Origin of the sequence: Neoroseomonas terrae, assembly GCF_018129025.1 — a bacterium.
In the GTDB taxonomy this organism is placed as follows: Bacteria; Pseudomonadota; Alphaproteobacteria; order Acetobacterales; family Acetobacteraceae; genus Neoroseomonas; species Neoroseomonas terrae.
This window is the reverse complement of record NZ_JAAEDI010000019.1, coordinates 48,827-69,281: the sequence shown is the minus strand read 5'-3', so window position 1 is coordinate 69,281 and position 20,455 is coordinate 48,827. Positions and strand designations below refer to the sequence as shown.

The 20,455-nt window shown below is 67.9% G+C and carries 18 protein-coding genes; 9 read left to right on the top strand and 9 right to left on the bottom strand.

All coding sequences use genetic code 11. From position 1 onward, the window contains the following. Nucleotides 1-477: a xanthine phosphoribosyltransferase gene (gpt, locus tag GXW78_RS17950; RefSeq protein ID WP_211870218.1), complete on the top strand. Its 477-nt coding sequence runs from the start codon at nt 1-3 to the stop codon at nt 475-477. On the opposite strand, the gene GXW78_RS17945 is transcribed toward gpt, so the two are convergent. Next, on the bottom strand, nt 478-1,773 hold the full coding sequence (locus tag GXW78_RS17945; protein ID WP_211870217.1) for a hemolysin family protein: 1,296 nt from the start codon (nt 1,771-1,773) through the stop codon (nt 478-480). A gap of 339 nt (nt 1,774-2,112) precedes the next feature. Between GXW78_RS17945 and GXW78_RS17940 the strand changes: the two genes are divergently transcribed. The 4 genes from GXW78_RS17940 (at nt 2,113) to GXW78_RS17925 (ending at nt 4,470) form a co-directional block, all read left to right on the top strand. Next, complete coding sequence (locus GXW78_RS17940; protein ID WP_211870216.1) at nt 2,113-2,412, top strand: hypothetical protein; 300 nt, start codon at nt 2,113-2,115, stop codon at nt 2,410-2,412. Nucleotides 2,413-2,532: 120 nt separating this feature from the next. Next, nucleotides 2,533-3,159, top strand: coding sequence for a bifunctional 4-hydroxy-2-oxoglutarate aldolase/2-dehydro-3-deoxy-phosphogluconate aldolase (locus GXW78_RS17935; RefSeq protein WP_211870215.1), 627 nt, complete (start codon nt 2,533-2,535; stop codon nt 3,157-3,159). Nucleotide 3,160: 1 nt separating this feature from the next. After that, a complete protein-coding gene (locus tag GXW78_RS17930) occupies nt 3,161-4,084 on the top strand; it encodes a sugar kinase (protein ID WP_338147777.1) in 924 nt (307 codons plus the stop codon). 11 nt (nt 4,085-4,095) lie between these two features. Next, on the top strand, nt 4,096-4,470 hold the full coding sequence (locus GXW78_RS17925) for a hypothetical protein (protein WP_211870214.1): 375 nt from the start codon (nt 4,096-4,098) through the stop codon (nt 4,468-4,470). 10 nt (nt 4,471-4,480) lie between these two features. Here GXW78_RS17925 and GXW78_RS17920 read toward each other — a convergent pair whose 3' ends face one another. The 8 genes from GXW78_RS17920 to GXW78_RS17885 form a co-directional block, all read right to left on the bottom strand. Then, a complete protein-coding gene (locus tag GXW78_RS17920; RefSeq protein WP_211870213.1) occupies nt 4,481-6,436 on the bottom strand; it encodes an FG-GAP repeat domain-containing protein in 1,956 nt (651 codons plus the stop codon). A 188-nt stretch (nt 6,437-6,624) separates the two neighbouring features. Beyond that, entirely contained in the window at nt 6,625-8,127 is a 1,503-nt protein-coding gene (locus GXW78_RS17915) for a M81 family metallopeptidase (protein WP_211870212.1), read from the bottom strand. Between the two features lie 7 nt (nt 8,128-8,134). Beyond that, nucleotides 8,135-9,388: a Zn-dependent hydrolase gene (locus GXW78_RS17910; protein WP_211870211.1), complete on the bottom strand. Its 1,254-nt coding sequence runs from the start codon at nt 9,386-9,388 to the stop codon at nt 8,135-8,137. Beyond that, nucleotides 9,385-10,680, bottom strand: a complete 1,296-nt coding sequence (locus GXW78_RS17905; RefSeq protein ID WP_246522353.1) for an ArgE/DapE family deacylase — start codon at nt 10,678-10,680, stop codon at nt 9,385-9,387. The genes GXW78_RS17910 and GXW78_RS17905 overlap by 4 nt, the downstream gene beginning before the upstream one ends. Before the next feature lie 10 nt (nt 10,681-10,690). Continuing rightward, nucleotides 10,691-12,298, bottom strand: a complete 1,608-nt coding sequence (locus GXW78_RS17900; RefSeq protein ID WP_211870210.1) for an ABC transporter ATP-binding protein — start codon at nt 12,296-12,298, stop codon at nt 10,691-10,693. Then, nucleotides 12,295-13,140: an ABC transporter permease gene (locus GXW78_RS17895; RefSeq protein ID WP_211870209.1), complete on the bottom strand. Its 846-nt coding sequence runs from the start codon at nt 13,138-13,140 to the stop codon at nt 12,295-12,297. Before GXW78_RS17895 ends, GXW78_RS17900 begins: the two co-directional genes overlap by 4 nt. Continuing rightward, the gene (locus GXW78_RS17890; protein WP_211870208.1) at nt 13,137-14,123 is read right to left on the bottom strand and encodes an ABC transporter permease; all 987 of its coding nucleotides are present in this window, start codon (nt 14,121-14,123) and stop codon (nt 13,137-13,139) included. Before GXW78_RS17890 ends, GXW78_RS17895 begins: the two co-directional genes overlap by 4 nt. 3 nt (nt 14,124-14,126) lie before the next feature. Then, nucleotides 14,127-15,716, bottom strand: a complete 1,590-nt coding sequence (locus GXW78_RS17885; protein ID WP_246522351.1) for an ABC transporter substrate-binding protein — start codon at nt 15,714-15,716, stop codon at nt 14,127-14,129. Between the two features lie 117 nt (nt 15,717-15,833). On the opposite strand from GXW78_RS17885, the gene GXW78_RS17880 reads away from it, so the two are divergent. Genes GXW78_RS17880 through GXW78_RS17865 form a run of 4 tightly spaced genes read left to right on the top strand, consistent with a single transcriptional unit; the run spans nt 15,834 to nt 20,414 of the window. Then, nucleotides 15,834-16,868 (top strand): histone deacetylase family protein, encoded by a 1,035-nt coding sequence (locus GXW78_RS17880; RefSeq protein ID WP_211870207.1) that lies wholly within the window; start codon nt 15,834-15,836, stop codon nt 16,866-16,868. Continuing rightward, entirely contained in the window at nt 16,865-17,872 is a 1,008-nt protein-coding gene (locus GXW78_RS17875) for a dipeptidase (protein ID WP_211870206.1), read from the top strand. The genes GXW78_RS17880 and GXW78_RS17875 overlap by 4 nt, the downstream gene beginning before the upstream one ends. Nucleotides 17,873-17,875: 3 nt before the next feature. Next, complete coding sequence (locus GXW78_RS17870; RefSeq protein ID WP_211870205.1) at nt 17,876-18,844, top strand: OmpA family protein; 969 nt, start codon at nt 17,876-17,878, stop codon at nt 18,842-18,844. Nucleotides 18,845-18,896: 52 nt separating this feature from the next. Beyond that, on the top strand, nt 18,897-20,414 hold the full coding sequence (locus tag GXW78_RS17865; RefSeq protein WP_211870204.1) for a YifB family Mg chelatase-like AAA ATPase: 1,518 nt from the start codon (nt 18,897-18,899) through the stop codon (nt 20,412-20,414). Nucleotides 20,415-20,455: the final 41 nt, after the last annotated feature.

Sequence of the window (20,455 nt, the reverse complement as noted above, 5' to 3'; positions counted from 1 at the left end):
ATGGCGCCGCGCTACTACACCGTCACCTGGGACCAGTTGCACCGCGACAGCAAGGCGCTCGCCTGGCGCCTGCTGGAAAAGGGTCCGTGGCGGGGCATCGTCGCCATCACCCGCGGCGGGCTGATCCCGGCGGCGATCATCGCGCGGGAGCTCGACTGCCGACTGATCGAGAGCGTCTCGATCATCACCTATGAGGAGGAAAAGCGCGGCGACCCGCGCGTCGCCAAGCCGCCCTCCGCGGCCGGCGACGGCGAGGGTTGGCTGATCGTGGACGATCTGGTCGATACCGGCACCACGGCCCGGGTCGTCCGCAGCCTGCTGCCCAAGGCGCATTTCGCCACCGTCTATGCGAAGCCGGCCGGCAACCCGGTGGTGGACACGTTCGTCACGGAGGTGTCCCAGGACACCTGGATCCTGTTCCCCTGGGACACCGAGCCGCAATTCATCGCGCCGATCGCGAAATCGGTCGCGCAATAGTCAGACCAGCGTCTTCTCCTTGCTGGCCAGGATCTTGTCCACGCGCCGGCCGTCCATGTCGACCACCTCGAACCGCCAGCCGGCCCAGACGATGCGGTCACCCTCCTTGGGCACTCGCTTGAGCAGGGCAAGGATCAGCCCGCCGACCGTGTGATAGGTTCCGGCCCCGGGCAGTTCCGGCAGTTCCAGCCGGGCGCGCAGCTCGTCGGACGGCATCGAGCCATCCAGGAGCAGGGAGCCGTCGTGCCGCTGGACGGCAACACCGTCCGGCATGGGCTCCACAGGCCCCAGGTCGCCGACGATCGCCTCGAGCAGGTCGGAGGCCGTGACGACGCCCTCGAAGGACCCGTATTCGTCCATCACCAGCGCCATGCCGAGCGTGTCGCCGCGGAGCCGCTCCAGCGCATCGAGCGCCGAGAGCGTGTCGGGCAGTACCAGCGGATGCCGCAGCGCATCGGTGAGCGACATCGGCGTGCCTGCCAGGATCTGGTCCAGCAGGTCCTTGGCCACCACCACGCCGACCACATTGTCCACACGCCCCTCGCCCACGACGAAGCGCGTCACGTCGCTGGCGCGCAGCTGGGCCACGACCTCCTCCGTCGTGTCGGAGGTGTCGAGCCAGGAGAGGTCGTTGCGCGGCGTCATCAACGCGCGCACCGGCTTGTCGGCGAGCCGCAGCACGCGCTCGATCATGTGCTGCTCCTCGGTCTCGAGGGCGCCGGCCTGGGCGCCTTCGGCGACCACGGCCTTCACCTCCTCTTCCGTCACTGCCTGTTCCGGCGGAGGCGGGCCAAGCAACCGCAACACCGCGGCGGAGGACCGGCTGAGCACCCAGACGACCGGCGAGGAGAAGCGCGACAACGCAGTCATCGGCCGGGCGACGATGACGGCGACCCGTTCCGGATTACGCAGGGCAACCTGCTTCGGCACCAGTTCGCCCAGGATCAGGCTGAGGTAGGTGATGACGATGACCACCAGGGTGAACGCGATCTCGGAGGCATAGGGCGCGATGAGCGGAACGGCGCTCATCGCCTCGGCCAACGTGCCGGACAACCTGGCGCCGCCGAAGGCGCCGGCGAAGATACCAACCAGGGTGATGCCGACCTGGACGGTCGGAAGGAAGCGCTGCGGGTCGTCGGCCAGCGCGAGTGCCGCGTCCGCACCGGGGCTGCCGCGGCGCTGCAGCGAAGCCAGCCGCGACCGCCGGGACGAGACGATCGCCAGTTCGCTCATGGCGAAGGCGCCGTTCAGCAGGACAAGCAGGATGATGACGCCGATTTCGAGGGCGGTGCCCATGGGTGTGAATTACCTCCGCCGCGGCTTCTAGATGAAAAGCCGGAGAGGTGGAACGCGGGGCGCCTCCTGAGGAGGCGATCCTCGCGCTGTATGCAACCGACGGCGGCGGATTCGTCCAGCGATTGTGCTGATCACGACTTGCCACCGCTCAGATCATTGAATGGATCAGAATAGGCTCATAGTTATCTGATTTATAAGCCTTTATTTCAGGCTCCACCACGCAGCGAGCCTAGCCGTCGCCGAGTTTTGCGACTCAAGTCGAATTTCGAGACATTAGTTCTCGCGCCATCTGCAACTATCGGTTAAAGATCTACTAAGATCTCAGCGTGAGGCACCCCGATGGCTGGCTCGTCGAACGATGTGGAACCCGTAGCGTCGTCGTGTGTCACGGCGTTCCCGCACCGTCCCGAGGACCGTTTGCGTCTCGCGCTGCGCCGCCTCGACGAAGCGATCGGCGAGCAATCGGCTGCGACCGCAGCCCTGCGCAACGCTATCGGTGACCTTTCGCATACCATGTCGCGGCTGGGCGACAGCGTCGCGACCTATCGCGGAGCGCTCGACACCACCGCCGCGGAGGTCGACCGTGCGCTGGCCACCGCTCGTCGGCTCGAAGGAACGGTCGCCCGCATGGCCCCCTAGGGCCGCAGTCTGCAGGTTCCGTTCCTGCCAGCAGCTTCACACGATAGGATGGCGCCTAACGATCGGGATCCGATCTGCCGTCGGGCCTTGCCACCGCGCCCGTCACGAGGAGCCGAGGCCATGCACCCCCTGATCCCTCGCCTGAGGGAGGCGCGCATCATTCCGGTGGTGCGCACATCCACGGCGGCCCGCGCCGCCACTGCCGTCGCCTGGCTGCAGGAAGCGGGGCTGCGCATCTTCGAGATCACCATGACGGTGCCTGAGGCGCCCGCGCTGATCCGTGCGCTCGCCGCCGATCCCACCCTGCTGGTCGGTGCCGGCACGGTCGCCGACGCCGCGCAGGCCCAGGCCTGCCTCGACGCGGGCGCGCAATTCATCGTCGCGCCATGGGTGGATGCCGGCCTCGCGGCCCCGGCGCAGGCGGCCGGCGCCTGCCTGATGCTGGGCGCGCTTACGCCGACCGAGGTCCGCTCGGCCCTAAGCGCCGGTGCCGATGTTGTGAAGGTGTTCCCGGCGGGTTCCGTCGGTGGTCCCGCGCATGTGAGGGCGCTTCGCTCGGTGTTCCCAGATGTCGTCTTCTGCCCGACCGGCGGCGTCGATGCTCGCAACGTGCCGGACTACATCGCGGCTGGCGCCGCCTTCGTCGGCATCGGCGGCCGGCTGGTGGACGAAAAGCTGATAGCCGCCGGCGACCGCGACGCCGTGCAACGCGCAGCGGAAGACGCCCTCGGCATCGTGAGGACCTGACGTGCCCGACCTTCTCTGCATGGGCGAGCCGATGCTGGAGTTCAACCAGCAGGCGCCAGGGCCCGACGGGCGAGTGCTCTACCTGGAGGGCCATGGCGGCGACACCTCCAACGCCGCCATCGCTGCCGCGCGGTCGGGCGCCTCCGCCGGATATATCAGCGCAGTCGGCACCGACGCGGCCGGCGACAGCTTCATGACGCTGTGGGCAAGGGAGGGTGTCGATGCAAACACCGTCATCCGCCGCCCTGGCGTGCCGACCGGGATCTACTTCGTCACTCACGACGCCCGCGGGCACCACTTCTCCTTCTACCGCACCGGCAGCGCCGCCGCGTTGTACCGGCCGCAGGAGGTGCCCGAGGAAGCGATCCGCGCCTCGCGCATCCTGCATGTCTCGGGCATCAGCCAGGCGATTTCTGAGACCGCCTGCGACGCCGTCTTCCACGCCATCCACATCGCGCGGGATGCGCAGGTGAAGGTGTCCTACGACACCAACCTTCGGCTCCGCCTGTGGCCGGCCGCCCGCGCTGCCGCGGTGATCCACGCCGCGATCGGCATGGCGGACATCACCCTGCCTTCCCTGGACGACGCGACGGCGCTGACCGGGCTCACGGACCCCGACGCCATCGCCGATTTCTACCTTCGGCTCTGCCCGCTCGTATTGCTGAAATGCGGCGCCGATGGCTGCATCGTCGCGACCCGGGACAGCCGCACGCGCATCCCGGCGCATCGGGTAAAGGCGGTGGACGCGACAGGGGCTGGCGATACCTTCGCCGGCGCGCTGCTGGCGCGGCTGCTTGCCGGGGATGATCCGGTCACGGCTGCACGCTACGCCAATGCGGCGGCGGCGCTGTCCACCACCGGCTACGGCGCCGTCGCGCCCATTCCGCGGGAAGTGACGGTACGTGCGCTGATGGCCGCCGGATGAGAACGGCGCTGTTGCTGCTCGCGCTGCTCCTTGCGGCGGCCGAAGCGCCTGCGGATTCGATCACCCGTTACTGCGGCGGTGGTGCGACCGGCGGCGGCGGCGGCCTGCGCCTGGACGCCGACGGCAGCGCGACGACCTTGCGCCGCCCGCGCGCCGGCGCGCCGTTGGTACAGGTTCCGACCGAAAGCGGCACGACCTACGCGGAGGTCGCCCGCCTGCTCGAAGCCGCGCGTTTCGAGCGCCTGGCGCGCGGCGAACCGTCGAACATGACCTGCTCGATCACCTGGCAGCGCGGCGGTTGGTCGCACCAGGTGAGGTGGGGCATCGGACGCGTGCCGGCAGCGTTGCAACCGGCGTTCCGCGCACTGGAAATGCCGGCCCGCTGACCCGCCTTGCTCAGACGGGGATGATATCGTCGTTCGACGTCACGCGGATGAGGAGATCGTTGAAGTCGGCGTCGCCCTGCATGAGCAGCAGATCCTCGAACCCGATCATCAGGCTGCCATCGGCATCCACGCGCGATAGGGTCTGGATGAGACCGCCGGTATTGAGCGGATTCACCATATCGAAGGTGTTCGCATCGGCGGTGTGGAAGATCTCGCCTTCCACCGCCTGACCGGGTCGGTCCGCGCTCACCAATGTCGGGGCAACGGACCCCAGCCGTGCCGGCGCGCCCGTCGCCGCGTCGACGAAGCGGAATCCGCCGGTCAGGTCTTCGTTCAGCGCCGCGCCGTTGGAAACGAGAAAGAGTGCAAGCCTGCTGCCCGCGCCGAGCCCGGCGACGTCGAAAGTGCCGTCGGCGATATCGACGAACTGCGCATCTCCGAAGGTGCCGTCGGCGCGCAGTTCGAACCAGCCGAGCGCGTTGTCGTAGGCCGCCTGTCCACCGATGACCGACACGGTGAAGTCCGACCCCATCATACGATGGGCGGCGACGCCATTGACGGTGCCACGGACCGCCTCACCTTCCGTCAGCTCGACGGCGACATCGCTCCCGGAGATCTGGGTCAGGTTCACGTAGGCATAGATGTGGTTGTCGCCGTTGTAGCCCCCGGCCCAATCCATCTTGCCGTCCCCGTTGAAGTCGAGTGCAGCGGTGCTGAAGATGTCGGTTCCCAGCGTGATGCCGGTATGGCTCTGTGGGGCCGCCGGATCTCCTACTGACCAATTATATCCGGTAAGGATGGCGGAACTGTTGCCATCAACATACATCAGATCGACGAGGCCGTCGCCATCGTAGTCGTAGGCCGGACCGAATGGGCTGCGCGGTGTATTGTTGATCTCGTCATCACGGTAGACCGTTTTACTGTAATTGAACAGGGCGGCATAAGAATCGCCGTTCCGGGCGACGCCGAGGTTCCCAAGAACGGAAACGGGACCCTGAGCGGGACTTTGCCAGATGGCGATAACGTCCTGCGGATCGTTCCAGTCGTAGGTCGCATAGACGCTGCTGCTATCCGTCATGTTGATGGTCAGGCTTGGCGTGCCGGAACTCGAGTTCGCGTCGCCCCAGACGACATAGGCGCCAGCGACGTTGGACGGCAGTTCGTCATTGTCTTCCAAGTGATACGCGAAGGCGACGTCGACATAGCCGTCATCGTTCATGTCCATCGCCGCGACGCGGGCAAGAACGGGGTCGCTGTCGCGCTGTTCAATGACGGTCCCGGTCTTCTGCAGGGGCTGGAAATCGAAGCTGCCGCTACCGTTTCCGAGACCAATCGAATAGACGCCGTCCCAGTCATAGTCGAAGGACGACGGCGCCTCAGCCAGCGGCTTGGAAGCGGCAACGCCGGCCACGATGATGTCGAGGATGCCGTCGTGGTTGAAGTCAGCGAAATCGAAATCAGTGATCGCGACCTCGGCTCCAAGGCTACCGTCGGCGGGAATGCTGCTGTGGATGATGTCGCCTCCGTTGAAGGGCATCGAATCCCCAGGGCTAGCGATCAGCATGCCGAGTGTCAGCGTCGGCGGCGTCTCCGTCGTTTGGGTCCAGCGATCGAACAATGTGCCGAACTGGGAATTCAGCAGAACCAGATCCCCGAACCCATCGTTATTCAGGTCGGCCGTGCTGGCGTAGTTGTACTGGCCGGGTATCGTGGTCACTAGCGAACCGTTGAAGGTTCCAGACCCGGTGTCGAATGTCCGGAAATGGATATCGGTATCGCTGCTCGTGCCCTGATTGTACTGCAAGAACACCAGATCCTGCTGCGCTGTCCCGGACCGATACTGGCCGCCGGTGACACTCCTGATGGTGTAGCTCTCCTGCATCGATTGCTGCAGCCCGTAATCCAGGCCGCTGCTCGATGCGCGCACGCCGATCGTGAACGTGTCCGACAGCGTGTTCAGGCCCATCGCGCAATGCTTCCTTCCGTCTGCGGAGGGAACCCTATGCCACTGAATGGAGTTGCGACACCTCGCAGCCAAGACACTTCAATCAAATGACGATCAGTACTCCGTGATGTTTAGCTTTCAATGTGAGTCGACAAACAACCATTAGTTGTATGTCTCTATAAATGCCCCCATAGGTCGCAACAAAAACTCTAAACCGTGCGCTGGTTGTCTCCCGGCCGCAGCCGAAGCCCGGGGCGTAGATTGGTGAACGGCAGCACCGCCGGATCGGCGACCACCGGACCCGGCGCGGTGACCACGATGACCTCGGACGCGATAGGCTGGAAATGCGCGCGGAAATGCACCGAGGACTTCACCGCGACGATCTTCTGCTCGGCCGGCTCGATGCCGAGGAAGCGGAAGATCTCCTGGTCATGCGCCTGCATCTTGCGGCTGACGACGACGACGCGGACGCCCGGCGCCACGCGGATCAGCGCAGAAGGACCGAGATTGGCCGGATTGCCGCCACCCATCGGCCCGCTCAGCGTGAAGCGGCCGTCGGACAGCTTCTCAACCCGCGCGGTGACGCGCAGCGCCGCACCATCGCTCTTCCCGCCGAGGTCGAGCATGATCTCCGCCCCCTCCCCCGCCGCGTGGCAGGCCGCCGCGGCGTCGGCGTCGTTCATCGGCGCGAGCACCGCGCCCTGCGCGTCCTGGCGGATCAGTTCAGCCAGCAGGCCGGTCGTGTCGCCATGGCCGCCGCCACCGGGGTTGTCCTGCGTGTCGGCGAGGATGACGGGCCCCGTCCCGTCGCGCTTCGCCATGGCGCGCGTCACGCCTTCCGACGCGGTCGCGACGCCGAGGGCGAATTCCGTCTCCTTCGCCGCGATGAAGGCGGCAAGCGCCTCCGCCGCCTGGGCCGCCTGGTCCGGCGTGTCGGCATAGGACGCGATGGCCATGCCGCAGCCCGGGAAATCGGCATAGGGAAAGCCGAAGCAGAAGCCGAGCTCCCAGACGCCCGCTGCCTCGTTCAGCCGCGCGCGCTCGGCCATGACGTCCTGCATCGGCGCGACCATGGTGCATTGGCCGGGCAGCGGCGTCCAATAGTCGAGTTCGCGGAACACCTTGGCCGGCCGCGACCCGTCGCGCGCCATGCGCAGCAGCAGCCGCATCGCCTGCGCCCCCACCTGCTTCATGTCGACATGCGGATAGGTGCGGTACGGCACGAGCACATCCGAGAAAGCGACCATCGCCGCGGTCTTGTTCGCATGCGGGTCGAGGCTCGCCGCAATCGGCACGCCCGGGCCGACCACGGCGCGGACGCGGCGAAGGACTTCGCCTTCAGCATCGGGGAAATCGTCCGATACCATCGCCCCATGCAGTTCGAGATAGACGCCGTCGATCGGGCCATCGTCCAGCGCGTCCGACAGCGCCGCGACGATCAGCGCGGAGATGCGCTCGAAGGCCTCGCGCGTGACGGGGCCGGCAGGGTTGGCGAATGCCCAGGCGAGCGGGACGAGTTCGACGCCCTCGCCCTCCGCCGCCGCGATGGCGCCGGCAGACGGCACGCCGGTCGGGCGCAGCGTGTCGACCAGCGTCGCAGCATGCTGCACGGGCGGGAAGCCGCCCGGCTTGACGAACTCCGCCCAACCCGTCGGGCGCGGCGCGAAGGAATGGCTCTCGTGCTGGAAGCCGCCGATGGCGATGCGGGTCATCAGTCTGTCAATCCTTGGCAATGCCGGCGGTGGCGAGCACCGCATCGGCGAGCACGCGCATGCCCGCCTCCGCCCATTCGGGGGTGATGCTCTCCGCCTCGTTGTGGCTGATGCCGCCATGGCATGGGCAGAAGATCATCGTGGTGGGAACGCGCCGCGCGACGTAGACGGCGTCGTGGCCGATGCCTGTCGGCATGTCCATATGCGCGTAGCCCAGCCGCTCAGCGGCGTCGCGCACCCTGCCGACCAGCGCCGGATCGAAGGGCGTCATCGGTGAGTACCAGAAATCCTCGATACGGATCGTGACGCCGCGATGCGCGGCGATGGTTGCCGCACGCTCGCGGATCTCGGTCGCCATCCGCGACAGCAGCTCCGGATCGTGGTGGCGCGTGTCGATGGAGAACCAGATGCGCGATGGCGCGATGTTGCGGCTATCGGGATAGACGGTGAGCCGCCCGACGGTCGCGCGGCCCGGATCGCCCGCGGCGGTGACAGCGTCGAGCGCGATCTCCTCGATCGCTGCGATCAGCGGCGCGGCCGCCATCAGTGCATCGCGCCGCCCGGCCATGGGGGACCCGCCATGCGCCTCCTCCCCTTCCACCGTCACTTCCAGCCAGTTCTGCGCAAGTGCATGCGTGACGACGCCGACCTGCTTGCCAGCATCCTCCAGCAGCTTGCCCTGTTCGATATGCAGTTCGAGATAGGCGCCGATGTCGCGCAACGCGGCCGGGTCGGCGTCACCCCGCCAACCGATGCGCGCCAGTTCCTCGCCGAAGACCAGACCTTCCGGGTCCTGCTTCGCCAGCACCTCGGCCTCGGTGAAGATGCCCATCGCCGCCCCGCTGCCCATCATCGGCGGGGCGAAGCGCGCGCCTTCCTCGTTGGTCCAGTTGATGAGCATGAGCGGGGCCTCGGTCTCGATACCCGCCTCATGCACCGCCCGCAGGATCTCGAGCCCGGCCAGCACGCCGAGCACGCCGTCGAACTTCCCACCCGTCGGCTGGGTGTCGAGATGGCTGCCGAAGGCGACCGACTTGCGCGACGCGTCGCGTCCCGGGCGGGTCAGCGTCATGTTGCCGACGCGATCGACCGCCATGGTGCACCCCGCGGCCTCAGCCCAACGGCGCAGCAGATGACGGCCGTCGGAATCGAGGTCCGTCAGCGTCTGACGGTTGTTCCCGCCCTTCGCCGTGCCGCCGATCTGGGCCATCTCCATCAGGCTGTCCCAGAGGCGCTGGCCGGAGAGAGGAACGTTGCTCATGGGGTGTTCTCCACCCCGCACCATTCAGCCATGGTCAGGGCGATGGTGCGGGTGATGTCGTGCATGCTGTCGATCCCGACGCTCTCATCGATACCGTGGATCTCCTGCGCATCGGGACCGAAGCAGGCGACCGGCGTGTCCTGGTACAGGGTGAAGAAGCGCCCGTCGGTCAGCCCCGTCGCGGGATAGTCCCGCAAGGAGCCGCCGGAGACTTCGGCGAAGTTCCGCTTGGCCATCCGCACGATCGGCGCGGACATGTCGAAGACACAGGGATCGGCCATGAAGCCCTTGAACTCCAGCTTCACCGTCGCGCCCTTCAGTGCAGGGTCGTTGCTGGCGTCCGCGACGAGACGCTCGATGTCGGCCTTCGTCTGCGCTGCGGTGTAGCCCATCATCACCCCGACGCGCATGCCGATGCGCGCGCGCGTCGGGACCGAGGAATTCCACTCGCCGCCCTCGATCGTGCCGAAATTCACATTCACCGGGTGGTTCACGCCCCGGAAGCTCGCATGGATGCGCTCCGCCTTGTTCATCTCCGCCTGGTAGTCGTCGAAGCGGGCAGCGATGGCGTTGGCGGCCTTGATGGCGTTGATGCCCGCCTGCATGTCGCGCACATGCGCCGGCCGGCCGGAGACCGTCACCCAGGCCCAGACCACGCCGACCTCGGCCGAGTACATCGCCGGCAAGCCCGGGCCGGGCTCGGGGATGATGACCGCATCCGTACGCGGCAGCGCGAGCATCGCGGCGAGCGCACCGTTGCCGGTGCATTCCTCCTCGATCACCGACTGCATCTGCACCTCAGCGGCGGGTTGCAATCCGGCGAGGCGCAGCGCCCTGAATGCAGTGACATAGGAGACGATCCCCGCCTTCATGTCGCCCGCGCCGCGGCCGTACATACGGCCGTCGCGGATCGAGGGCTCATAGGGCGGGGTCACCCACATATCCGCGGCACCTTCCGGCACCACATCGACATGCCCTTGCAGTGCCAGGCTACGGCCCTTGCGTTCCCGCGGGGCATGGACCGCGACGACGTTGTCGCGCCCCGCATAGGACACCAGCGGCGGCGAGAATCCAGGATGCGAGGCCAGTGCCGCCGGATCGGTCGGCACACGGCGCGGGACGAGACCAAGACCATCGTAGATCCGCGCCATCTCCTCGAGCGCCGATGCCTCGTTGCCGAGCGTCGAAGGGCAGCGCACCAGCCGTTCGAGCGTCTGCACCGCGTCGTCGCGCAACGCGTCCACCGCATCCAGGATCGCGCGGCGCGCGCCGGCATCGAGGGTTTCGATCATGCTTCGTCCTTCAGGCGGCGATCACGGGCGGCGTCCAGGCCCGGCCCGGAATACTGTCAAGCAACTGCCGCGTATAGGCATGCTGCGGATTGCCGAAGACATCCACGGTCGGCCCCTGTTCCACGATCGCGCCGCGCTGCATCACCGCGATGCGGTCGCAGATCTGCGCCGCGACGCGCAGATCATGCGTGATGAACAGCATGGTCAGGCCAAGGCGCGCACGGATATCCGCCAGCAGCGCAAGCACCTGTGCCTGCACGGACACGTCCAGCGCCGAGACAGGCTCATCCGCAATCAGCAGCTCCGGTTCCATCGCAAGCGCCCGCGCGATGCCGATGCGCTGCCGTTGTCCGCCCGAGAACTCGTGCGGGTAGCGGTCGATCGCACCAGGATCGAGTTGCACCAGCCGCAACAGATCGCGCGCGCGCGCCAGCGCCTCGCCTCGTTCCGTGCCGTGCGTGACCGGTCCTTCGGCGATGATGTCGCCAACGCGCCGCCGCGGATTCAGCGAAGCGAAGGGGTCCTGGAACACCATCTGGATCTTCTTGCGAAAGGGCTTCCACGCGCCACGTGACAGCGGCCGCAGATCCTCGCCCTCGAAGATGATCTCGCCTTTCTCGGGCTGGACCAGCTTCACGACGCAGCGCGCCAGCGTCGACTTGCCCGAGCCGGACTCACCGACCAGTCCGAGGGTCTCGCCCTTGCGAAGGATGAAGTCGGCATCGTGCACGGCGCGGACCACCGGCGCCGGCCCGAACCAGCCGCCCGGGCGGCGATAGGTCTTCTCGACGCCACGCGCCTCCAGCACCATCGGCGCGGTCGAAGCCGCGGCCACGGAGGGCGAGCCATGCGGCACCGCCGCGATGAGCGCCCGCGTATAGGCGTGCTGCGGCCGATTCAGCACCTCATCGGCCGATCCCTGCTCGACGATGCGGCCCTTCTGCATGACGGCGACGCGGTCCGCTATCTCCGCCACCACGCCGAAATCATGCGTGATGAACATCACCCCCATGCCGCGGCGCGACTGGATCTCGCGGATCAGCCGCAGGATCTGCATCTGCGTCGTCACATCGAGCGCCGTCGTCGGCTCATCCGCGATCAGCAGCGACGGTTCCAGCGCAAGTGCCATCGCGATCATCACACGCTGGCGCTGCCCGCCGGAAAGGCGGAACGGATAGGATCGCGCGGTTGCCGCGGGGTCCGGCAGGTTCACCGCCGCGAGAAGCTCCGGTACGCGGCGCGCCGCGTCGCCGCCCGCTCCGTGCACGTGCATTGCCTCGGCGATCTGATCGCCGACGCGCATCACCGGGTTCAGCGCGGTCATCGGCTCCTGAAAAATCATCGCCAGCCGGTCACCACGCAGCCGCCGCATCGCCTCCGGGCCAAGGGCGAGCAACTCCTTTCCCTCGAACGCGATGCGCCCGGCCCGCGCGGGAAGGCCCTTCGGTAGCAGACCCATCACGGCATTGGCGGTGATCGATTTCCCCGACCCGGATTCACCGACGACGCAGACGATCTCACCGGGATTGACCGACAGTGAGATGTCCTCGACGGCGTGCGGCCGGTCCCCGCCGGGCGGCAGCGCGACGGTCAACCCTTCGACGGTCAGCAGCGTCATGCCGCCCCTCCCCGCTGCCGCGCGAGGCGCGGGTTCAGTGCGTCCGACAGCCCCTCCCCGACCAGGTTCAGCGCCAGCACGGTGATGAAGATCGCCAGCCCCGGGAACACGGACATCCACCAGGCGATCCGGATCACGCTGCGACCCGACCCGATCAGGAAGCCCCAGGTCATCAGATTGGGATCTCCGAGGCCGAGGAAAGACAGCGCGCTCTCAAGCAGGATCGCCGAGGCCACCATCAGCGAGGACAGCACGACGATCGGCGACAGCGCATTCGGCAGGATGTCCGTCACGACAATCGACAGCCGCGACTTACCCAGCACCTCAGCCGCCTGGACGAACTCGCGCGACCGCAGCGATAGGAACTCCGCCCGCACCACGCGCGCCACCGGCGGCCAGGACACCACCGCGATGGCAAAGACGACCGAGGTGATCGTCGGCGTGAAGATCGCGACGAGCAGGATCGCGAAGACGAAGGACGGGATGGTCTGGAAGAACTCGGTGAACCGCATCACCGCATCATCGACCCAGCCGCCGACATAGCCCGAGATGGCGCCGAGCGAGACGCCGATGCACAGCGTCGCCACCGTCGAAACGGCGCCAACCATCAGCGAAATACGCGACCCGTGCGCAATGCCCGCAGCGACGTCGCGGCCGAGACTGTCGGAGCCGAGCAACATTCCTTCCTCGCCCGGTGGAACGAAGGGCGCCGTGGCCATGTCCCACGGGCTACCGGGAAACAGCACGGAGGCGAAGGCAGCGACGGCGAAGACCAGCAGCAGGATAGCCAGCCCGACCACGGCGCCGCGATTGCGGCTGAAGCGCCGCCAGAAATCCATCATCCCTGCACCTCCACCCGTGGATCGACCACGGCGTAGAGGAGATCCGTGACGAGGTTGAACAGCACTACCATCACCGAGGTGCAGAAGAACACGCCGAGCAACACCGCATAGTCGCGCGCCAGGAGCGCATCGAAGGCAAGGCGCCCGATACCCGGCCATGCGAAGACCGTCTCGACCAGGATCGACCCGCCGATGAGCTGCCCGGCCTGGATACCTGCGAAGGTGATGACCGGCAGCAGCGCGTTGCGCAGCACGTGCCGCCGCACAACCTGCCCTTCCGGCACCCCCTTGGCGCGCGCGGTCTTCACGAAGTCCTGATCCGCGACTTCCAGCATCGTCGCCCGCGTCAACCGGGCATAGACGGCGAGGTAGAACAGCCCGAGCGTCGCCGCCGGCAGGATGAGGTGCTTGCCCACGTCTAGCACTGCATCGATGCCGTGCAGTTCGACGCCCACTGTGGCCATGCCAAAGCTCGGCAGCCATTCCAGCCAGACCGAGAAGAACAGCACCAGCATCAGCCCGACCCAGAACAGCGGCGTCGCATAGAAGGTCAGCGCTATCACGGTGATGATCGAATCGGCCCAGCTCCCGACACGCCGGGCCGCCAGCGTTCCGAGCGTGACGCCGGCGCCGACCGCGAGGACGAATGCCGCCCCCGTCAGCAGCAGCGTCGCCGGCAGCCGATCGGCGATCAGTGTCCAGACCGGTATCTGCTGCCGGTGGCTGAATCCGAGGTCGAGCGTCAGCACGCCCTTCAGGTAGATCCAGAGTTGAACATAGAGAGGCTTGTCCAGGCCGAACTGCTCGCGCAACTGCGCCAGGAACCGCTCATCCGCCGCGCCGGATTGCCCCGCGATGACGCTCGCCGGGTCGCCCGGTGCGGCATGGATCAGGAAGAAGTTGCAGACGACGATCGCGAGCACCACGATCGCCGCCTTGACCCCGCGCCGCAGAAGGAACCCGGGCAGCCGCGACAGTTCCATGCCTCAACCGGCGATGAAGACGTCGTCGAAGGACTTGCTCGGGCCGAGGCCGGTCGTGATGACGTTGCGCACCTTCTTGTCGTAGATGGTCGGGAAGGCGAGTTCCGTCAGCCAGATCTGCGGCACGTCCTCGACCAGGATCTTCTGCACCTCGCTGAAGGCGCGTTGCCGCTCCGCCGCGACGGCAGCGCTGCGCGCGGCCTGGAACAGGGCATCGACCTGCGGGTTGGAATACCCGCCGGTGTTGGTGAAGGTGACGCGCTGGATGTTGCTCGACACATAGGTCCGCTCAACGCCGAGCGTCGGGTCGCCGAACTGGTACACGAAATTGATCGTCGTCTCGTATTCCCAGTTCCCGACGCGACGCGCCCAGGACCCGGCATCGGTGCTTTCAAGGTCCAGCGCGACGCCGATCTGGCGCATCGCCTGGCGCAGATACTCCGACAGCCGCGTCCAGATCTCGCCATAGGGCAGCGGGATGTGCTTCAAGGTGAAGCGCACACCCTGGGCATTGCGGGGGAAGCCCGCCTGGTCCAGCAGCGCATTCGCCTGCTGTACGTTGAAGGCTGCGATCTTCGCATTCGCATCGTAAAAGCGCGTGGTGGACGCCACCGGCCCCGTCGCCGGCTTGCCGACGCCGAACCACAGCCGGTTGATGATGAAGTTGCGGTCGATCGCCATCGACATGGCGCGCCGCACCCGCGCGTCATCCAGCGGCTTCACGCGATGGTTCAGCTCGATCCAGGACAGCGGGGAGAAATACTCCCAGCCATTGGTGTTCACCTCGAGATTCGGCCGCTGACGAAGCTGCGGGATGTCGAAGGGCTCGATGTCCGAGGCCTGGCTCAGCAACACCTGCCCCGATTCCAGCGCGAGGCGCCGGCTCTGGCTGTCCGGAATGATGCGATAGATGACGGTGTCGAGATAGGGCTGGCCCTGCTTCCAATAGTCGTCGAAGCGGTCCATCCGCACGAAGTTGCCGCGCTGCCATTCGGTGAAGCGGAACGGCCCGGTCCCGACGGGCCGCTGCACGGCCGGCGCCGTGCGGTAATCCTGCCCATCGAACAGATGCTTCGCAACAATCGCCGCCGCCGTCGCGTCGAACATCAGCAGGAAGGGCTGGAAAGCCTGCTTCAGCACGATGCGGACGGTGTGCGGGTCGCGCGCCTCGCAGGTCTCGATCAGCGTGAAGATGGCACGCGCCCGCGGCGAGAGCTCCATGTGGAACTTCATGATCGAGAACACGACGTCATCCGCCGTGAAGGCGCGGCCGTCGTGCCACTTCACGTTCTCCTGCAGGGAGAAGACGTACTCCTTGCCGTCCTCGCTGATGGTCCAGGACTTGGCGAGCAGCGGCTGCGGCTCCAGCGTCGGCGAGAAGGTCAGCAGCCCCTGGAACATCTTCGGCGCGGCGGCGAGCGTCGGCCCCTGCTGGTTCACGCCGATCTGCAGCACCGGCGGCTCCGGCGTCAGCATCATCTGCAATGTGCCGCCGCGGCGCGGGGCAACGCCTTGCGCGAGCCCCTGCTGCACGGTCATCAGGACAGGGGCGGAAGCGGCTGCGGCCATGAAACCGCGTCGCGAGACGGTCATTGTTCGTGTCTCCCTGGATTATGCACGAAGGCTATCCCCCCGGCGGCGGCGGCGACAAGGTGCGCGTGGTCGCCACGCGTGGACAAGCTCGCCGTCGCTGCCTAGCCTCGCGCCACAATGAAGACCTTCGCGCATCCCGATCAGGCAGGCCACACCCCCGGCTTCTTCCTCCAGCGCGGCCAGGTGCGCCGCAATTTCGAGGTGCCGGCCCGCGCCGCATCGCTCGAAGCGGCGCTGCACCGGCTGGGCCTGGCGCCGCAGACGCCGCCGCCAATGCCGGCGCGCGCCATGGAGGCCGTGCATACACCGGACTATCTGGACTTTCTTGCCACGGCAGCAGCGGACTGGTCGAAGCTGACGGAACCGGGGCCCGAAGTCGTCGCGAACATCCACCCGGCCCCTGAGATGCTGGCGCAAGGCGGCCGGCCCGGCGCCAACATCATCGGCCGCGCCGGCTGGTACACCGCGGACACCGCCTGCCCGATCGGCGCCGGCTCCTGGGCGGCGATACAGGGCGCGGCGGCCTGCGCGCTCGCGGCGGCGCAGGAAGCGTCGCAGGGGCGCACCGCCTATGCGCTGTGCCGCCCACCCGGCCACCACGCCTATGCCGCGCGCGCCGGCGGGCATTGCTATGTGAACAACGCGGCGCTTGCGGCGCAGGCACTGCGCGACGCCGGCGCTACGCGCGTCGCGGTGCTCGATATCGACAGCCACCACGGCAACGGCACCCAGGGCATTTTCTGGGAACGTGGCGACGTGCTCACCATCTCGCTCCATGGCGATCCGGACAACTATTACCCATGGTATGTCGGCCGCACGGCGGAACGGGGCGCGGGCGCCGGTGACGGACGCAACATGAACATGCCGCTCGCCTTCGGCACGGACGATGCGGGCTGGCTTGATGCACTGCGCTACGCGCTCGCCGCCATCCGCGACTTCAAGCCCGATGCGCTGGTGGTGCCGCTCGGCTTCGATGCGTCGAAGGACGAACCGCTCGGCGCACTGGCTGTCACCGAGGACGGATTCGCCAGGGCCGGTGCCATGATCGGCGGGCTGAAGATCCCGACCGCCATCACGCAGGAGGGTGGCTACAATGTCGAGATGATCGGCACGCTGCTCGAACGCTTCCTGAACGGCTGGGCGCGGGCATGAGCGAGACGGTCCACGCAGCGACGCTGACGCTCGACACGCATATCGACATCCGCTGGCCCGACCCGCCGGATGCGACGACCGAGACCGACCGCCGCGTCGATTTCCCGAAGATGCGGCGCGGCGGGCTGAAGGCGGCGGTCTTCATCGCCTATACCCAGCAAGGTAAGCGCGATGCGGATAGCCTTGCGGCCGCCGCTGCGCGCGCTGAGGCCATGCTGCGCCACATCCGCACGCGCGCCGATGGCGTCACGCGGCACTTCTGCGCGGCGGCTGCGGAGATGGAGGCAGCGCATGCGGCCGGCGCGCTCGCGGTGCTCAGCGCCGTCGAGAATGGCAACGCCATGGCCCGCGACCTGTCGCGGCTGCGGCTGTGGCGCGATCTCGGCGCGATCTACCTCACGCTCACGCATGATGGGCACAACGATCTCGCGGACGCGGCACGGCCAAAGCCCGATCTCGGCGACGGCGCGGCGGAACATGGCGGGCTGTCGGCGCTCGGCCGGGACGCGGTCCGCGAGATGAACCGCATCGGCCTCCTCATCGATGTCTCGCACAGCGCGAAGTCCACGATGATGCAGGCGGCGGAACTCTCCCGCGTGCCGATCGTCGCGACGCATTCCTGCTGCCGCGCGCTGTGCGACCATCCGCGCAACCTGGATGACGAACAGCTCGACATGCTCCGCACGACGGGCGGCCTGGTGCAGATCACCGCCCTCGATGCCTTCCTGCGTGCCGCACCGCCCGGCGGCCGGTCACCGGCCACTGTGAAAGACCTCGTGGACCATGTGGATCATGCCGTGGCACGCATCGGCATCGACCATGTGGGCCTCTCCTCCGATTTCGACGGCGGCGGCGGCATTCCCGGCTGGAAGGACGCGTCCGAGACCATGAACCTCACCGCCGAACTCCACGCCCGCGGCTATGGCCCGCGCGAGATCGACCTGCTGTGGTCGGGCAACTTCCGGCGGCTAATGCGCATCGCCGCCTCCGCCGCGGAGGGCTGAGGGATGCGCTGGCTGGCGGTGTTCCTCCTGCTCGCCATGCCGGCGGCCGCGCAGCAGCGCCCCGCACCCGGCGGCGGCGCGGACCATCCGCTCGTGGGGCGCTATGATGGATCGGTGCAGCGGCTGCGCGAGCAGCGCGACTATGCGGAAATGCGGGTCGTCACCGCCCCGGTGCTCGGTGCCCATCGCGTGGGCGGCGGCCCGCGCGCGGTTGAGGCCAACAGCACGGCGGTCGCCGGCCGTACGCTGCGCCTGCGCTATGAGGGGCCGGCCGGGCGTTCGCCGCTGGAACTCGTGCGCAACTGGCAGCAGCGCATGGAGCGCGACGGCTTCCGCACCGTCTTCGCCTGCGAGGCCCGTGCCTGCGGCGGCACCGGTTCCGACCTGTGGTTCGCGGTGACGGAAGGCCTGCCGATCAACGCTGGCCTGCCTTCCAACTGGGACGGCCAGGCCTTTGCCGCCTTGCGCCTCGAACGGCCGCAGGGCGACGTATGGGTCTCCATCCTGTCGGTGCCCGGCGGCGGCAATCGCCCGCCGATGACGCTGATCGACGTGGTCGAGACGCGGCCGATGGAGACCGACCGCATCGTCTTTGTCGATGCCGCGGCGATGGAACGCGCCATCAGCACCACGGGCCGCGTCGCGCTCTACGGCATCCGCTTCGACACGGATCGTGCCGAGCCGCGGCCAGAGTCCCGCGCGACGCTCGAGGAGATCGCGAAGTATCTGCGGGCGAACCCGACCGTCTCGGTGATCGTCACGGGCCACACCGACAGCCAGGGCGCCTTCGACTACAATGTCGATCTGTCGCGCCGTCGCGCCTCGGCCGTCGCCACCGCCCTGACGCGGGATTTCGGGATCGCCGCGTTGCGTCTGACGGCCTTTGGCGCCGGGATGGCCGCGCCCACCGCCGCGAATGACAGCGACCAGGGCCGCGGGCAGAACCGTCGGGTAGAAATTGTCCGGCGCTAATCATCTCATAAGTTGATTTTCCATCGATGCCGCGCCACCCTGGCGCGGCATCATGACCATCGCCCGCATCGCCACCTTCGCCTTCTCCGGCATCGACCCCGTGCCGGTGGAAGTGCAGGTACAGATCGCAGCCGGGTTGCCCGCCTTCCTGCTGGTCGGGCTTCCGGACAAGGCGGTCGGCGAGAGCCGCGAACGGGTGCGCGCTGCGCTGACCGGCCTCGGGCTGTCGCTACCGCCCAAGCGTGTGCTGGTGAACCTCGCGCCGGCCGACATCCAGAAGGAAGGGTCGCATTTCGACCTGCCGATCGCGCTCGCGCTTCTCGCCGCGATGGAAATCATCCCCAAGGAGGATGCGGCGGGCTACGCGGCGCTCGGGGAATTGTCACTCGACGGCTCCATCATGCCGGTCGCCGGCGTTCTGCCCGCAGCGCTGGGCGCCAGCGCGCGCGACCTCGGGCTGATCTGCCCCGCCGCGCAAGGGGGCGAGGCCGCCTGGGCGGGGCAGATCGAAGTGCTGGCAGCGCCCGACATCCTCGCGCTGCTGAACCATTTCCGCGGCGTGCAGCTCCTGTCGCCACCGGCGCCGCCGGCGCTCGATGCCGCGCGGCCGGCCGGCCCGTGCCTGTCCGAAGTGCGCGGCCAGGAAAGCGCCAAGCGCGCGATCGAAATTGCCGCGGCAGGGTCGCACAACCTGCTGATGATCGGCCCGCCGGGCGCTGGCAAATCCATGCTGGCCGCGCGGATGCCGGCGCTGCTGCCGGACCTCTCGCCGGCGGAGGCGCTGGAGGTCTCCCTGGTGCATTCCATTGCCGGCGTGCTGGAGGGCGGCAAGCTGGTGATGCGCCCGCCCTTCCGCGAACCGCATCATTCGGCCTCGATGCCCGCGCTGATCGGCGGCGGCAATCGCGCCAAGCCGGGGGAGATCAGCCTGGCGCATCGCGGCGTGCTGTTCCTGGACGAGTGGCCCGAATTCCCGCGACCGGCGCTGGAAGCGCTGCGCCAGCCGATGGAGACCGGCCGAACCACCATCAGCCGCGCGCTGGCGCATGTGACCTATCCGGCGCGCTTCCAATGCATCGCGGCGATGAACCCGTGCCGCTGCGGTTATCTCGGCCAGGCGGGGCGCGAGTGCGGGCGCTCGCCCCGCTGCGGAGAGGACTACCAGGGCCGCCTATCCGGCCCGCTGCTCGACCGAATGGACCTGACGATCGAGGTCATGCCCATTCCCGCCGCCGAGCTAACGCGGGCACCGGCAGGCGAAACCAGTGCAACCGTCGCCGCGCGGGTGCAGGTGGCGCGGGACGCGCAGCGCACGCGGTGGGGCGAGGACGGCCCGCGCAACAATGCCGAGGCGGAGATCGGCCAACTCATACCGCTGCTGGATGCGGACGCCGAAGCGCTCGTCGAAACCGCAGCGACGCGGCTGCGGCTGTCCTCCCGCGCCCATGTGCGCACCCTACGGGTGGCGCGCAGCATCGCGGACCTGGCGGGCAATGCGACCATCCGCCGCGCCCATGTCGCGGAGGCGCTAGCTTTCCGGCATCGGATGCCCGGGCGGGCCGCAGCCTAGAGCATTCTTCGTTCGCCCTGGCTCACTGCGAATGCTCCAGT